The following is a 15,380-nucleotide window of genomic DNA, read 5'->3' as shown; positions in this document are numbered from 1 at the left end:
AATAGAGACTAAAAATATTGGCCGATGAAAGCGCCGCGGTTTCGCTTCGCTACCGCCTGCATAAATGCACTAAAGCGCTGTGCGTTTCCATTACTTCGGCTAAAGCCTACGCCGTGTATACGAATAACAGGCTGTCCATTGGCACCTTGGTTAGCTTGGGTAATCTGACTTACAATCTGATCTAAATTCGGCCTTTGATAATCATCGCCAAACACATAAAGACTCACACGCCCTTTGGTGTTTTTATACAGTTTGATGGCTTTAAGGATCCCCGCTTCAGGCTGACTCGCCCCTCCTTTAAAGCTCTTCATTTGGCTCATTGCGGTATCTCTCATTGTTTGTCTGTCATCTAGCCATTGCCCAGCTCTACTGGAAAACATAAAGCTTCCGTCAGCAGACATAATCTGAAAACCTTTCATTTTAGGATGGTTTTTTAAAATGTCGTTTACGATGGTGATCACGCGATTCCAACCACTGCCAGAGGACATGGAACCCGAGTTATCGATAGCAAAAATAACGTACTCAGCATCGGTGGGAATTCCACCAACATCGTCGTCAGGGGTATCTGTCGGATTCGGCGTATTTAACATAGCGGTTGCCTGGCGTATTTCGTTACGCAGCGACGAAGCTTTGTCTTTCAGTTGATTAATGGTTTGTTGTGCGCGTGGTATCGATGAGTCTAAATTGTCTTTCTGTTCCGTGACGGAAGCGGTTTTGCTTTGTGCTGCTTTCAGTTCTTGTAGCTTATCTGACAGTGCGCCTTTGAGCGTTTCCACATCAACTTGAGCCTGTAATACCTGGTCAATAAGAACACTTACGTTACTAGGGCCGCGCTCAGTGTCTTCAGTGCCGTTTTTGGCCAGAAGCACCAGCATGACTACGGCGCCGAAAGCACAGGAAATTATGTCGAGAAAGGCAATGTTGAATACCTCAACGGGGGCTCGTTGAATTTTGCGCATTAGGGCCACTCCGGAGCAGGTGATAGGAAAGTGCCGCTTGTTGCGCGGGTCCATTCCCAGTACATAGGTGAAGCAAAAGGATCGCCCTCAATGGGCAGCAAAATCACATTGTAATGCACGCCTTTCTTAGCGCGCTTAACGGTTTCAACAAATAAGGTCTTACGGCAATCTGATGAAATTGACTTTTTACTACTAATGAAGCTTTTGCAGCTCATAGGTAGTCCGTCACCCAAGGTAGGAAGGCCATCGGTGACAATATACACATCGGTGATGTTTGGGTTAGCCTTAAATAAAATGCTTAAACCTTCTTGAAGGTTTGTTCCTCCATTGGGGACGACAGCACCGAGGTCTTTAACTATTGCGTTCATCGAACCGCTGACTTTGGCACTATTTACATCACGAAGGCCTAGTGTGGTAGCGGTGTCTGAAAAAGTCACTACGGTGACTCTTGATTCTAAAGGAACACGCGCGAGCATCCATTGGGCTACCCGCTTGGTGCGTATCCACTTCGGCGTAGAAACTTTCTGGCTATCACTCAACGCTAACTTGCCTAAAATATCCACCAAGTTATCGCCCATCATTGACGCACTTTTGTCAATTAGCAGACCTATTTCTGGGCCTTCTATTTTCATGCCAGTGATGTAGTTCTGTTCGCCGGTACCTTGCATTTGAATGTTGGCTGACTTTTCTACTTCTTTAGACAATGCGGCTAGCTGGTTTTCAAGATCAGCCACTACTGCCATTTCAGTAGACATATCTTGCAGTAGTTTTGACTGGTCTTGCGTTGTATCTGCTTGCGCTTGCTGAGCATCGTCTTGCTTCGCTGACTCAAGGGCAATTTTATCGTTTAACTCGTCAATCGACTTTTTGAGTTTTTGTTGTTCTTGCTCTGCGGCGGCGAGTTCTTGCTCTAATTTTTCTTTCTCTTCAGTTGGTGTAGGTGTAAACGCTTTAAAGTCGACCAGAATGAAAATAAGAATAACCGCGCCAAGGCCACAGGCCATAACGTCTAAAAACGCCAGGTTAAATCCGTCTTCGGCTTTACGCACTTTAGGCATTACTGTCTCGCCTAATTAGTTGTGAAGGTGTGACAGAAGGTGGTGTTCACAAGACTCTTGTGTGCGAATTACCATAGTGTCTTGGCGACCATTTAACAGGTGCATTAACAACATTAGAATAAGCGATATAAAAAGCGCGACGAGCGTAGAGTTGAACGCAACGCCCAGCGAAGCCGTCATTCCCGCGATATCACCATCTAGGGCTGCGTCTGCTTGCGCAAGGGCTGCGCCAATACCGCGAACAGTGCCAACGAAACCAATCGAAGGAATAGCCCAAATAATGTAGCGAATCACGTTATTACCACTTTCAAGCTGGGCAGCAATATTTTCTACCGAAGCGTGGATTGCATCGGCAGCATGCTGCACGTTCTGTGTGTTTTTAAAGCGTCTAATGCAGTTTATCCACGTGCTGTATGCGGGGGTGTCGCTATAAGATGAAGACGAAAGCTCATCTAACGCTTTATCTACATTTAGTGGCGTATCTTTGTTGTGCTCAGGCAGTAAGTCTCGTGAGTAAATCTCTTCTTCATCCAGCAGCTTCCAAAGTTTGTAAACCATTAGGAAAATGCAAAACAGCATCAGCGAGATACAAACCTGTTGCTCGATATCTTTAAGAATAACCCAGAAAGAGGATAGGGACGCTGTGCCAGCTGTTGCCATGACTTTTTCGGCTGCGGGGCGAATAAAACCGGCAAATAGAAAATGTACCAAGGCAAATATAAATAGAAAGACCCCGCCACTTACAAGAAAGCTGGGGTTCATTGACAACGTATTCTCTTTATTCATCATCATTCCTTGATAGTTAAATGTTAGTTGGAAAGTCTTGCGGCGAATCTAACGATACAAAGTACGCACTTGCGGTGCCCGCAATGGCCAACAATACTGCAGCAATGATCAGTTTCTTTTTCATATTAATTCTCGTATCTCGCTATGCGAAAGCCTATATCGTCAGCAGGTTCAGTCTCACCGCTGCGCACGCTTGCGCGAATATTTTTAAGCCGACCCGTTTGAAACGACGCGCCTTTTACTACGTGTTTACCTTGTCCAACAGGGCCTAGGTAGTCGGCAAAAGTACCAGACTGGTTTGATGGTGAATTCTGGTAAACATCGTGGACCCACTCACGCACATTGCCATCTAAATCGTAGAATCCACCGCGTTCAGCTTTGAACGAACCAACAGGAGCTTTGTCGGCAAATCCGTCATCGTAGTCTTTTAAAATAAAGGTCTGTTTCCCACTTAGCGACGCATCAGCGAAGTTGCCTTGCTTATCGCGAAGCCTAAACTGATTACCCCAAACAAAGATTGTTGGTGATGCTCGGCGATTCATTTTTGCAACGAATTCCCACTCGGCTTCCGTAGGTAAACGATAGCCTTTCGAGGTTTTATCAATACCGGTTACTCTGCCATTTTGAACAACATAAAACGGTGTTAAACCTTCCTTCTCGCTTAGCCAATTTGTAAACGCAACCGCATCACTCCACGAAACATTCGTGATCGGTAGCTTGCTGCTAGGCCCTTTCCCTGCGAACGCGGCGAACTGCGCCTGAGTAACCTCGTGATTAGACATCCAGAATTTACGCGAAAAAGATACGTCTCTTTGCGTTTCATTGCGCTGGCGATCCTTTTCGTTTGCAGGAGAGCCCATAGTGAAGGCTTTGGGTGTAACAAGCGAAAGTTGAATACCCAGTGTATTTGCAAAAAGCGGCTTACCTTCACGCCGTCTTGCTTCAAACTCTGTAAGCATATCAGCGTGTACTTTCACCGGCTTGTTTGCACTAGGTGTAATAGTCTTGGTAACACTGCGATATCCTTCACGTTCGAATGTTACTGTGTGCGGTAAAGCTTGAAGCGTTAAATTAAGCGGCGTTTGACCTTTAGGTGAACCGTCGATGAAAACTTTTGCACTTAACGACGCGCTTATATTCACTTGTCCTCGCTCTTCTTGAAGGTTGAAGGTAAGCGCTTTGTTCTCGCCGGGAGCTAGCGTGATCCGCTGGCTTTGTGAAATGAATCCGGTTTTTTCATACTTGACGATATGTGGCGTATTCGCATCCACACGAGATCTTGTATCAGTCGGTTTATTATTTACTGTAAGTACGCCGCCTTGAGGGTCTGTCGAAACTGTTATCTGTGCTTGAAGGGGTTGAAGGTTATAGTTTCTTGTCGGGTTAGGGCGTTGGCTAGTGACTTCAATGGTGTCTTCCAATGGCTCTAGCCCTGACTTCGTCACGACAATTTCGTACTTACCGCCATTCATATTAATAGAAAGTGGCGTGACACCCATATCTTTACCGTCAAGGGAGACATTGGCACCAGAAGGGCTTGAGTTTATGCTAATTGCGCCCTTAACTGGAGAAAGTGAAATAACTTGTTCAATTTCCTGCGCGATATCTGCATCAAATTGGATCTCACCCGTTTCATAATGCGGATGACTGGCGCTCGCTCTGTAGCTGCCCTTTTTTAATTCCGTTACGTAGGTTCTCGATACCGCTACTTTCTCAGCGTTTAAATGCCAGGTTATTTCACTCAATGAAGGGGAGGTTGATAGGGTGACTTTTGCCGGTAAAGGAACGAGCGTAACATTAATAGTGCTTGGCGAATTGTCGTTAATAACAACCGTGGCATCTTGATATTTTGGGGCCGAAACCTGGACTTCAGCATGGCTACCAAACACGTAAAGCTTGTCACTAATGAACATCGCACTACCACTTAAAACAGCAAATTGCGGATTTTGTGCTGCACGTTCTGGAGAAACTGCAAAGGCATAACCTTTGGTAAGAAACAGCCAGCCAAAATAAACAACGAGAACGGCGGCCAGTCCTATTAATGAAGCTATAGCAACGCCCTTTCTTCGCTTCTTTCCTTTGGCAATGGCGTCATCAATACTGCTCACTGGATAGGTCCTTATACTTTTTCAGTACATACAATATGTACTGATAGGTTGGTGTCTGACGGTGAAACTACAATCTCTTGAATGGTTGAGCGATAACCCTCGCGGCTCCCTTCAATGCGATATGTACCAGGTTTCAGCTGAATGGTTTTTGTTTTTACTTCCCCCACGAGGCCTACTCCAAGTACCTTAATATAGGTATCGTTATCCGACGTTATTGTTACGGATCGGGGCTGATTGATATTGTCGATCACTTGCTCAAGTGAAAATATTTGGGCACGCAGTTTTGCGCTTTTTTCTGCATGTGAACCTGCTCGCGCAATGTCTTTAAGGGCTAGATTTCTGACGTTGTTATCCGATAAACGTTCTGGCCGCCTTTGGTAAGCGCTCAAGCTTTTTTCTGCATCGAGTATGGCTTCGGCATTTTGCTTTGCCTCAAGTAAAGCAGGGCTGACTGGAAAGCTAGCGAGGCCTTTATTTGCTAGCAGCTTTACGGTTTGCCATTCATCTGCGCTGACAAACAAGGCGACTTGATTTTCAATTTTCTGCTGCTCTTGTGAAGCAACTAAAGACGCGAGCTTTTTACTAATGGTGGCAAGCTCATTGCTTGAAGCTTTTAGACTTTTGGCGTCATTGAGGAATTCTGCGGCAGCAGGGTAGTCACCTTGCTCGATAGCTCGATTTGCCTGAGCTAGCAGCGTATCAAATCGGCTGTCTTGCAATTGCCGGTTAATAGCATCAAGTGCTTGCTGTGCGTCCTTACGGGCAGGATCTAACTGTACTATTTTTGCGTACGCTTCGCGCTGTTTGCTGATGTTGTTTTCGACCTTACCAATGCGTGCCTGCTCGTAGGCGTCTTGCACCTCATCAAATACATCAATGCGTTGCTGCAAAATGTTAGCTTTTTCGAAATCAGGGTTTATCGTTAACGACGTTTTATTTAGGTTAAACGCGCTTGAAACATTCCCATTATTGAAGGCAAGGAGGGCGTCTTCATAAGGTTGAGTGTAGGCGTTTTCGTAGTCAGTATTTATTGTGTCAACTGAGCTCTTTATATCATCCAGTGCATTTATAACTGCGCCGTAGTTGGATGCGCCATACTCATTAAACGCAGTATTCAACTTGCGCTCAACTTCACTCGCTTTTTCTAGGAACATCTGGGAGTGTGAAACGCGACTAACCAAGTCGTTTACACTTTGTTTTGACTCGCTAAGCGCCATTTGAAGGGCTTTTCGTTCTTCTTCATTAACTTCCACAGTGGGTGTAGCTTTTGCGGTTTGGGGTACTGCTGTTGTGTCATCCGTGGCGTCCGTAACGTTCGATGTGACAGTAGGCATATATGAGATAAGGAGTACGCCTGCAACGCCTATCAACATGACCAGTGAAAAACCGAGCAGTGACTTTTTTATGAGTGCCTTTTTCTTTGCTCTGCTTTGCTCTATTTGTTGCTCAACGCTTGGCATGCGTAACCCTTTACTCTCTAACTTAACAATAGAATAGATATCTTATTTAATGGTTTTGATAACACCAACGACTGGGCTTATAGCGCAGTCATTGGTGTGGATTCCATGTCATAGATATCTTTAAGGCGAGCGCGAAGCTGGTAGTATTGTTCGCTTGCTGTGCCTTGAAGCTCAATTCGTTGATTGTCTATTTCAACAATTTGATCGGCTACCTGAATATCAAGGTTTTGCCCCATTTCATCGAATAGATCCCGTTGGGCGTGAAGCTCTTTGTTAGTTTTGATTGCTTCACTCAGTGTGCCAATTGCGGCAATACCAGCACCTGCCGCGGCTACTTGACCAGCCGTTGAGCTAGAGTTAGAGCCTAAAAGCACTGAGGCGACTGCGAATAACCCTGCCGTGACTTGTTGTGTGGTGCGTTCTGCTTCAAGTTCTCTGATTTTCTTGGCTTCAGGAAGTGTCTCTTTCTGGTACTTACGGTATGGCTCTTCAGTGGTTACCCAAAAAGAATCATAGGTTTCTTGAAGGCTATCTATAAATTGTTCATCTTTCGCCTGTATGGCGCGCACGCGACGAAGCATTGGATCGCTATCTGAAGGCGCACTTACTAGCTCAATCTCACCTCTTCTGCCTTGAGTAAGGTATTGGCTAAACGACTCAGGGCTATACATTTGTGCGTAGCGCAGGTCTGACACCATTTGCACTTCTTGCTTGTAGGCATCGGATTTCTTTATAAGCAAATCATAAACGAATTTTGCAATTTGCTCGAAAACTGGGCCGTTAGGGTTTTCGCCGCGAGACATGGCATCGCGATACCAGCCTTCACTTACGCGGTATTCAAATTCTTCTTCACCCCATACTGTGTTTTTAGCGTCCATCACTTTCACGCCAATTTCTACAGTTTCAGTATCTGAGTAATTAATTTTGCCCAGCACGTAAACATCGGCAAGTGCAGAAGCATCTGGCGTTACGTTAATGCTGCCGAAAGATTTGGTTTCACCTAGGGCTTCTTTGGTTGCGATTGCAAAGCGGTTAGCTTCTAAGCGACGCACTTGAGGCCAAATCCCTTCCTCTTCTATTTCATCGTAATCGATAGTGCCATCACGTTCTGTTGGAAAGCCCGGGTCAAATACAGGTATAGCAACATCCATATAAATTTCGGAGTTGTAGTTGTAGGTATTTTTTTGCGCGCCTAACGCCTGACCGCCCCCTGGGCCTACCATAGATGGTCCTACACTGGTGACATTAGTCTGCGTTGAGCCACATCCGCTCAAGAGTATAAACGATGCTGTTGCGACCACGGTAAACAGGGCCTTGGGTTTAAATGAAGACATATCCTTTCCTTCCTCTGATTTTTTATTTACAACCGTATTGCTCTTTTAATGCTTGGAAATGCGCCTTTTCAGACTCAGTTGTTGCTCCTTGCAAGCCGGCAATTACGGCGTCACATACCGCTGAACTTCCACCTTTCGCTTGCCCTCCAATAGACTGTTTTGAAGGATCTGAACTTGAAGTGGTTGTTTGTGTATTCGTCGATGATTCTTGAGACTCAGTGCTGCTTTGTGAGCTAGACTGCCCAGCGCCTGCCCCCGAAGATGATGTGCTCGAGGTATTACCCGCACCAGCGCCTTGCCCGGCACCTTGACCCGCCGCGCTAGCTACGCTTTGTGCGCTCGATTGTGCCGCTGCGTTCATGCATTCTTCGCTTTGGTTTAGTGCGCCAAATAAGGAGTCGTCTAACGCTTGTATTTTTTCCGCTTCTGTCATCGTAGATAGATCTTGTTCGCCAAAATCGAGAACGGCGCAATCTTGATAATAGGTAGGGGCTTCGCTCGTTTGAGCGCCAGCTGAAGCAAAAATGAGTGCGTTAAGCAGTAATGCTAGTGGCAAATAATACTGCATGGCGAATAAGTCCTTTTAATCTGATTTGGGGTGGTTCATATATTACCCTCCATCCTTAAAGCAGTTATACCACTCTTTTACTTAAGACTAAACTCAGTTTTAAACATGCACAGGTAAGTTTTCATATTCAGAAAATAAAAAGCCGACGAAACAGGAAGCTTTCGTCGGCTTTAGCGTTGGGTTAATTAAGGCCTACTAGTTTATGTTATTTATTACTACAGGACTTTGGACGCAGAATTAATGCTCCCAATGATAGTGGTGCGCTTTCGCTTCCACATCATCTGCCGTTTGTAGCGGCATAAAGGTGGCATTGTCTTGTTCAAAGAAAAACGGTTTGCGTTTTTTCTTACTGCCCACTTCGTTCATGGTGGCCGACTCGTATACGCGTCCATTTAGTACAGTGTATTCTACGAATTCACTCTTTCTAATGTCGCTTAATACGTCGCCATCAATCACCACTAGGTCAGCAAGTTTACCTTTTTCGATACTGCCAAGATCTTTGCCCATACCTAGGTGTTTCGCGCCATCAATAGTACCGCCGCGTAGCGCTTCCCAAGGCGTGAAGCCGCCTTGTTCCATGATCCACAGCTCCCAGTGAGCAGCTAAGCCTTCACGCTGTCCGTGAGCACCAATATGTACACTGACCCCATTATCTCGGAGCTCTTTGGCGTAGCTTGCTACGTTTTGGTGGTTGTACTGATTTTCTGGCGCAGTAGGTCTGCGGATCGCACGGCTATCTAGAATCGTCGACGGCGTATAACGAAGAAGACGCGGGTTCTTCCACACTTCAGTTTTGTCGTACCAGTACTCTTCACCCATCATGCCGCCGTACGACACAACAAAGGTCGGCGTATAGCCAAACTCAGTGGCTTTCCACAGTTGAGTGACGTCGCTGTAGCCTTTTTCCACAGGAATGCTGTGCTCAAGACCCGTATGGCCATCTACCAACATAGTCAGATTCTGCTGAAGCTTACCGCCTCCTTCAGGCACTACCATCATCTCTTGATTTTTTGCTGCCCACAGCACTTGCTGGCGCTGATCGCGACGGGGCTGGTTGTAGCTTTTCACTGAAATAGCACCGGCTTCTTTCAAGCGCTCTACGTGGAAATAGGCATCTTCATAATTATTGATAATCGCTTTGTAACCTAGTCCTTCTGCACCGTATAAAATCGTGCCGGTGGAGTAGATACGTGGCGCAACAATATCGCCTTTACGCTGTAATTCTGCCGCAGCAAAAATTTCTGTCGTGTCGTTTGAAGGATCATGAATGGTTGTTACGCCGAACGACACATTCGAGTATTGACTCCAGTTTTGCTGAGGGATAATCTCATTGCGGCCCTGCGAGCCGTGAGCGTGCGCATCAACAAGCCCTGGGATAATGGTTTTTCCCGTGGTGTCTATTTGCATTGCATCATCAGGAATGGTCACATCACCACGTTTACCCACTGCTTCAATGCGGTTGTCTTTAATCAGCACAACGCCATCTTCAATCACCTCTTGGGTGTTGTCGGCATCGCGCATGGTTACCACTTTACCGCCTACCAAGGCTTTGTAACCAGATGGCTTGTCAGCTTTAGTGGTAAACGACAAATCCATACCTTCAGCTACCGGCTCAGGCAGCGTTTCCGCTGCGCCATCAACAAAGGCAAAGGCTTCATCAAGTGAACGGCTAAATAGCGTAGGGCCGTTAAACCAGCTAAGGGTTTTGTTGTCAGGCGACCACGTTAAGTATTCACCTGCACGGCTTGAGAGCTGCGTTACCGGCAGTGAGGTCATGTTCGGGCCTATGGTGATGCGCTTGCCATTTTCGACAAACGGCGCCACGTACGTTTTGAACTGGTAAACAAACGCAACCCATTTCTTATCGTGTGAAAGTTTGTACTCACTTACTTTATCTGCACCGTAAAGGTGAGTTCGCTTGTCGTTACCCTTAAGGTTAACGCTTGAAAGCTGGGTTTCGTAGTAAGCTTCGCCGCCCGCTGATTCGGTGAAATACACTCGGTCGTTGTTACCCGCGAAATGCGCGTTGTAGCCGCCATCAGAGACTTTTTCTACGGTGTCTTTTTCAAGATCTGCTACGTAAATTCCCGGCTCAACCGAGTATTTGGGGTCTAGTAAGTAGCCGCCCGTAAACTTGCGGAAGACGACTTTCTCGCCATCGGCAGAGAACGATGGCTCAATGTAATGACCTGGCTGCTGGGTAACAACCTTTCCTTTCCCGCCACGAGCAGAAACCACGCGAACGGTGCCTAGGTCTTGGTCATTCCATGTCGTATAAACAATCGACTTTCCGTCGTTAGAGAAGCGCGGATAGTATTCGTCATGGTCGTTTTGTTTCGTTAAACGCTTAATTTTGCCAGATTTAACGTCGCGCACATAAAGTTTACCTAACGCTTGGAAGAGTACGGATTTACCGTTGGGCGACATTTGAGACCAGCGGATCATGCGAACGTCAAATTCATCAGGTGCGACATCTACGTCAAAGCGTAACGCATCGGCAAATTTCACCGTGCCTTCAACGGTCACGTCCATGGTACTGGTGGTTTTATCTTTCACGTTGATAGTGTGGAACTTACCGCCTGTCCAATATACGATTTCGCTGCTGTCTGGCATCCAGTCGAAGTAGGCAAAGTAACCTTCCGAACCAAAGCCTTCCTGCATATCTCGCTCTAGTTCTAACGTCAGTGGTGTTTCTACACCTGTCTTGATGTCTTTAATGAAAAGCGCGGTTCTATCTTTAACGCGACGCACAAAAGCGATGTATTTACCATCAGGTGAAGGCGTAGGAACCACAGCGCCGCCCGTACCGCTAATATAGCGGCTCTCTTCGCCGGTTTCGCGGTCGTAGCGAGTGATAGCAAAAATGCCTTCTAACGGGTCGCGGTTATATTCAAAGCGGGCGCCCGGAACCGTATTTTCGGTAAAGTAAATATACTTGCCGTCATGAGAGAATACAGGGTCAGCAATGTTTTGTTGGTCGCGCTTTCCGCTGTTACGAGCTTTAATTTGTAGGCCGTCACCACCTGATTTGTGGTACATCCAAATCTCGCCCGCAGGAATACTACGGCTAGACATGATGCCTTTGGTTACCACTAGGTATTCGCCGTCTGGGCTCCATTTAGGAGAGTGGATAAGATTGCTTTTCTCTTTGGTTACCTGACGAAGATTACTACCGTCAATGTCCATAACCCATACGTTACTTAACCCATCTTTATCCGAGATAAATGCGATCTGTTTACCGTCTGGAGAAATTGAAGGGTGAATATTCCATGCGAAGTCTTGGGTCAGCGGGGTCGCATCGCCACCACTCATGCTCACTTTGTACAAGTCGCCCAGCATGTCAAAAACCATAAACTCGCCGTTTGGTGCAACGTCTAAGCTAGACCACGTGGTTTCGTTTGTTTTGATAGTGACTTCGTTTAATGCATAAGGTGGGTTGCTGACTTCCCATGTTTCAAGCTCGGATTCTGTTTTTTCTTCACTGTCGTTTTGGGCGTATAAAGTAGGTGCGACGCCCAAGCCCAGGGCGCTTACTAGCGTGATGGCCAGTAAACTTTTCTTTGTCGTTATCATAATTGTGCTTCCAACCGCTTGTTATTTATTTTCTGTCTACATCAGAGTACATGACTTAACATGAAGATACGTACTCTTGAATTGTAAAACTAAGGTTAATCTTACTGCAAAGTAGGATAGATTCATTTAGCTTATGCGATTGTAAGCACGATTTTAGCGTTTAACTTTCATTGACCAATTTTCGAGAATCGTTACTATTCGCGTTTATTTCGCAATTTGTGAGCGCTGTTTTGAAACTTTGGGTACGACGACTGCACCTTCTATTAGCGCTGGTATGTGGGTTATTTATTATTTGCCTTAGCATCACCGGTGCATTGCTAATTTATGCAAAAGATATCCAAACCTTTGTCCAACCAGAGAAGTGGACCATAGAATCTCACGAATCGCCCTTACCCCTTTCTTACATAGTGAATGCGCTGGAAGACGAGACGGGTCAGAAAGTCGAGCTTTTAATGCCCGAGTCAGACCCTGAACTCGCTTGGCAAGGGAAGCTCAACAATGGCGAATACGTAAGCGTAAACCCCAACTCTGCCGAAATACTTCATAGATACGATTATTACAGCACGTTTTATGGGTTCACCATGGCTATCCATCGATGGCTGTTGTATCAAGATGGTGACAACGAAAGGCCACTTAGAAATTGGGTGTCTGTTAGTGCCTTAGTTCTACTTCTTGAAGTAATTGTGGGTTTTTACCTTTGGGTAAAGCCAAAAAATAGAATAAAACGCCTTGCGATTAAACGCCGCGCCAAGTTTCGAATTCTCATGTATCAACTTCATACAGTGCTGGGCGTTTATTTGGCTATACCACTAATACTCATCGCTTTTAGTGGCATGGCGTTTAATTGGAAAAGCGCTACGCAGCAGGTGGTGGAAACCGTTACTTTTTCAAAAGTTGAGAAAAGGCCAGTACCTGAACCGTTATCCCACGATGCTAGTAGTGCTTCAGTGGCTATCGATACATCTTATCAAAACGCCATAGCGGTGTTTCCCAATGCGTCACTATTTCGCATTTACTTCCCAAAAAATTCAGGCGAACACATAGGTTTCAGAATGCAAAACCCCGGCGAGTCCCACGCCTACAGCTGGGTTTGGACAAACCCTCAAAATGGAGAAATAACGGGTTATTACGATGCATCAAAAGCGAACGTAGCGACGCAGGTTTGGAACTTCAAATACAAGTTTCACATTGGTGATTTCGCGGGCCCATTGCTTGAATTTATCTGGTTATTAATCGCATTACTCCCTGCGTTTTTTACGATAACAGGGTTTTACTTTTGGTGTAAACGCCACTTTAGATAATGAGAATAATTTTCATTATCTTTACATTGTTCTTCTACACCTTTAGTATAACGCGCCTTTCGTAACCTTATTTTCTTAAAAGAGTTTTCATGTTTAGACCATCGCTTACGCTCATTGCCTTAGCCGTTAGTGCGCCTTCTTTTGCTAATGATGCCCAAAAGGATATGGAACGTATTATCGTTTCTGGAAGCCGTGTTATTGAAAGTATTGATGAAGTACCAGCGTCAATCACCGTTATTTCAAGAAAGCAGATTGAAGATCACCTGAAAGTAAATCCCGAGTTACAGAGCTTGTTAGCGCAGATGGTGCCGGGCTTAGCTCCAGATACAGGTAGTTCGAGCAATACTGGCCAGTCTTTGCGCGGACGAGCTCCGCTTGTGATGATTGACGGTGTGCCTCAGTCCACGCCGCTTAGAAATGGCTCGTTAGGTGTGAAAACGATTGACCCTAGCGCGCTTGCTAGAATTGAGGTAATTAAGGGCGCTACGTCTGTTTATGGCAATGGAGCGTCAGGCGGTATTATCAACTACATTACCAAACAAGCAACAGCGCAAGACACGCATGAGGGCCAAGTGAGTTTGTCTTCACGTTTTAGCGCAGTGAAGCTTGAAGAGTCAGCCGGTGCGCGTATTTCAGCTGCGATTAACGGCAAGGTGGAGAATTTCGATTACCTTGTTACCGCCAGTTACGAGGAAAACGGCGTTCAGCGCGATGCAGAAGGCGACATCTTAGGTTTGCAGTACGGCCTGTCAGACGCTGAAACACAGAATTACTTTACCAAATTAGGTTACGATTTCGATCAAGAGAAACGCCTTCAATTTAGCTACAACTACTTTAGCTCTCAACAAAAAACTGATTTGGGAGATGTTCCTGGAGACATCAACGAAGGCGTGAAAACCTACGCTATTCACGTACCTGAAGCGTTGCAAAAACGCGGGAAACCTCAGGGGCCTGACGGAAATGAGAACATCACCCTGAAATACACAGACAGCAATATCTTTGCAAACAGTGAAATGACGCTTGATGTGTACTCGCAAGATATTGAGAACGTATTCTTCTTTTCGCCTAACTTAGCGAACCCGGATGAAGGCTACGACGGCGGCCAGTCTATTATTCGCTCTGAAAAGCGCGGCGCTCGCGCGACGTTTAATACTGCCATTGATTTCGATGGCGTAGAAGCCACGTTTATCTATGGTATCGACGCGCTAAAAGACACTACCTCACAACCGCTGGTTGATGGGCGCGTGTGGGTTCCTGAAATGGAAATGGACAGCTTAGCTGGCTTTTTACAAACAAAGTGGGTAATTCACGACGACGTTATTGTAAAGGCAGGTGTGAGAAGGGAAAGTATCGATTTATCGGTTGATGACTACGAAACACTGAAGCTGTGTCGCTCTGAAACTCAATGCTCTGTTCCTCTTCAAGTTAAGGGGGACACTATAGATTACGACGCAACCACTTATAACATTGCAATTAAGTATAACTGGAGCGACAGCTTTAGCCCGTTTTTCAATTACTCGCAAGGTTCAGATATCGCTGACATTGGCCGCCTACTGCGCGCTGCAACGGTAGATGATATTGGTCTTATTCAAACGGAAGCTTCTATCATCGATAACTACGAAGTGGGTTTCACTTCTCTTTTCGACCAGGTACGCCTTGAAGTTGCGGCTTACAGAAGTACATCTGAACTTGGTACGACCAATAGTTTCAACGAAGTGACAGGTGTGTATGAGCCTGTACGCGCACCACAGGAAATTTGGGGTTATGAAGGCTTAGTAGACTATCGAATCTCTGAAACGCTCAATGTGATAGCCACATATAGTTACGTTGAAGGGAAAAATACCGAAGCTGATGTGTACCTTGGCTCTCGCCAAATTAGTCCACCCAAAGCAACGGCAAACGTAAACTGGAAGCCATCAGACACTTTATCGTTAACAGTTAGCTATCTGTATGTGGGTGATCGTAAACGCTTCTCGCCAAATGCTGACGGCGACTATGTGGGCGATCAAGGACCTATATCGAGCTATAATATTGTTAACCTAAGTGGACAGTACCAGTTCGCTGAAAACTGGAACGCGTTTATGGGTGTCGAAAACCTGTTTAACAGCGACTACTATCCTGCGCGCGCTCAGTCATACACCTACGGTGGCTACAATATTAAAGGATTAGGCACCACAGCAACCCTTGGTGTGACTTACTCTTTCTAACCAATAGCACCTCGTCTAATTGTGGC

10 protein-coding genes are annotated in these 15,380 nt (G+C 45.9%); 2 read left to right on the top strand and 8 right to left on the bottom strand.

The features are described from left to right. Positions 1-8: 8 nt before the first annotated feature. The 8 genes from NO989_RS07240 to NO989_RS07205 form a co-directional block, all read right to left on the bottom strand. A complete protein-coding gene (locus NO989_RS07240; RefSeq protein ID WP_075177842.1) occupies positions 9-959 on the bottom strand; it encodes a VWA domain-containing protein in 951 nt (316 codons plus the stop codon). Further along, on the bottom strand, positions 959-2,017 hold the full coding sequence (locus NO989_RS07235; protein ID WP_014950958.1) for a vWA domain-containing protein: 1,059 nt from the start codon (positions 2,015-2,017) through the stop codon (positions 959-961). The genes NO989_RS07240 and NO989_RS07235 overlap by 1 nt, the downstream gene beginning before the upstream one ends. A 15-nt stretch (positions 2,018-2,032) precedes the next feature. Beyond that, positions 2,033-2,803, bottom strand: coding sequence for a MotA/TolQ/ExbB proton channel family protein (locus NO989_RS07230; protein ID WP_014950957.1), 771 nt, complete (start codon positions 2,801-2,803; stop codon positions 2,033-2,035). 125 nt (positions 2,804-2,928) lie between these two features. Beyond that, positions 2,929-4,911 (bottom strand): SUMF1/EgtB/PvdO family nonheme iron enzyme, encoded by a 1,983-nt coding sequence (locus NO989_RS07225; RefSeq protein ID WP_014950956.1) that lies wholly within the window; start codon positions 4,909-4,911, stop codon positions 2,929-2,931. Positions 4,912-4,922: 11 nt separating this feature from the next. Further along, positions 4,923-6,371: a hypothetical protein gene (locus NO989_RS07220; RefSeq protein ID WP_014977562.1), complete on the bottom strand. Its 1,449-nt coding sequence runs from the start codon at positions 6,369-6,371 to the stop codon at positions 4,923-4,925. Positions 6,372-6,448: 77 nt separating this feature from the next. Beyond that, the gene (locus tag NO989_RS07215; RefSeq protein WP_014950954.1) at positions 6,449-7,705 is read right to left on the bottom strand and encodes a hypothetical protein; all 1,257 of its coding nucleotides are present in this window, start codon (positions 7,703-7,705) and stop codon (positions 6,449-6,451) included. Positions 7,706-7,727: 22 nt separating this feature from the next. Beyond that, positions 7,728-8,273, bottom strand: coding sequence for a hypothetical protein (locus NO989_RS07210; RefSeq protein WP_014950953.1), 546 nt, complete (start codon positions 8,271-8,273; stop codon positions 7,728-7,730). A 237-nt stretch (positions 8,274-8,510) separates the two neighbouring features. After that, a complete protein-coding gene (locus NO989_RS07205; RefSeq protein ID WP_156078912.1) occupies positions 8,511-11,846 on the bottom strand; it encodes an amidohydrolase family protein in 3,336 nt (1,111 codons plus the stop codon). Between the two features lie 170 nt (positions 11,847-12,016). Between NO989_RS07205 and NO989_RS07200 the strand changes: the two genes are divergently transcribed. Together NO989_RS07200 and NO989_RS07195 are read left to right on the top strand one after the other, a co-directional pair. Continuing rightward, a complete protein-coding gene (locus tag NO989_RS07200) occupies positions 12,017-13,147 on the top strand; it encodes a PepSY domain-containing protein (protein ID WP_014950951.1) in 1,131 nt (376 codons plus the stop codon). 89 nt (positions 13,148-13,236) lie between these two features. Continuing rightward, positions 13,237-15,354 carry a TonB-dependent receptor gene (locus tag NO989_RS07195; protein WP_075177836.1) on the top strand — a complete coding sequence of 706 codons (2,118 nt, stop codon included), beginning with the start codon at positions 13,237-13,239 and terminating at the stop codon, positions 15,352-15,354. Positions 15,355-15,380 lie beyond the last annotated feature (26 nt).

Origin of the sequence: Alteromonas sp. DY56-G5, from assembly GCF_041414725.1 — a bacterium.
GTDB lineage: Bacteria > Pseudomonadota > Gammaproteobacteria > Enterobacterales > Alteromonadaceae > Alteromonas > Alteromonas macleodii.
The sequence above is the reverse complement of the archived record's forward strand: the minus strand, read 5'-3'. Positions and strand labels throughout refer to the sequence as shown.

Bases quoted from the DNA above. Each gene is read 5' to 3' on its own strand.
- NO989_RS07220 (WP_014977562.1), bottom strand. From the start codon at position 6,371: ATGCCAAGCGTTGAGCAACAAATAGAGCAAAGCAGAGCAAAGAAAAAG.
- NO989_RS07210 (WP_014950953.1), bottom strand. From the start codon at position 8,273: ATGCAGTATTATTTGCCACTAGCATTACTGCTTAACGCACTCATTTTT.
- NO989_RS07240 (WP_075177842.1), bottom strand. From the start codon at position 959: ATGCGCAAAATTCAACGAGCCCCCGTTGAGGTATTCAACATTGCCTTT.
- NO989_RS07235 (WP_014950958.1), bottom strand. From the start codon at position 2,017: ATGCCTAAAGTGCGTAAAGCCGAAGACGGATTTAACCTGGCGTTTTTA.
- NO989_RS07215 (WP_014950954.1), bottom strand. From the start codon at position 7,705: ATGTCTTCATTTAAACCCAAGGCCCTGTTTACCGTGGTCGCAACAGCA.
- NO989_RS07205 (WP_156078912.1), bottom strand. From the start codon at position 11,846: ATGATAACGACAAAGAAAAGTTTACTGGCCATCACGCTAGTAAGCGCC.
- NO989_RS07230 (WP_014950957.1), bottom strand. From the start codon at position 2,803: ATGAATAAAGAGAATACGTTGTCAATGAACCCCAGCTTTCTTGTAAGT.
- NO989_RS07195 (WP_075177836.1), top strand. From the start codon at position 13,237: ATGTTTAGACCATCGCTTACGCTCATTGCCTTAGCCGTTAGTGCGCCT.